The organism is Arsenophonus sp. ENCA, assembly GCF_002287155.1.
In the GTDB taxonomy this organism is placed as follows: Bacteria; Pseudomonadota; Gammaproteobacteria; order Enterobacterales; family Enterobacteriaceae; genus Arsenophonus; species Arsenophonus nilaparvatae.
In genome coordinates this window covers 1-700 of record NZ_NHNG01000547.1, presented here as the reverse complement: position 1 = coordinate 700, position 700 = coordinate 1, and the positions used below count along the sequence as shown (strand labels likewise).

Here is a 700-nt window from a genome sequence, read left to right as displayed (position 1 = left end):
TTCACGCTTCTCAGAGAGAATTGCTTCTTTTTTTAATAATAGTGACTGTTCATCTTCACTCAGACGGCGTTTGCTTGTGCCACTTCTGGCCTCTTCAAGAATGGCTAACTGGTTTTCTGTTTTAAAAAGTTCTCGTCGTTGCTGGCTGATAATCCCAACATATTGACTTTCATCCTGTAATGTTCGTAATTCTGCCTGCAGTGCTCTGTTTCTGGCTTGCGCTTCCTCCTCCCAACGGGTGCCTAAAGACGGGCGGTATGCATCAGCTTTTGAAGCTGAACTTGATTTTTCTTTCGCATAACGGGCATTTTCACGCCTTATCGCTTCATCGACTACGGATTTTGAACCACCCGAATTTCTTATTCTTTCAAGCTCACTTTGATGCTTTTCTTCCGCATTTTCATATTTGCGTTTAAGCGCCTGGTCAACCCTAAACCGTGCTTTCTCTGCTTCTTGAGTCCTTACAGCCGCTTGTTTTCTCTGATTTTCAATATCCTGTTGATATTTTTTCTCTTTCAGTAAATCAAGTTCACGCCTTAAATCTGTCTCCGTTTTCCCTGAGGCATTATAATAATTTAATCTTGCAACCGGATTTACCTGGAATGCGACTAATTTTTCCTCATACTCACGTATCTTCTGGTCTAATGTGTGTTCACGACCAATATCTAACATGCTATCCCAGGCCAGTCTTGCTTTATCT

The 700-nt window shown here is 41.7% G+C and carries 1 pseudogene; it reads right to left on the bottom strand.

What is annotated here, in order from left to right:
* Positions 1-672 (bottom strand): annotated as a pseudogene (locus CBG25_RS14195) (phage tail tape measure protein); the annotation flags it as partial.
* Positions 673-700: the final 28 nt, after the last annotated feature.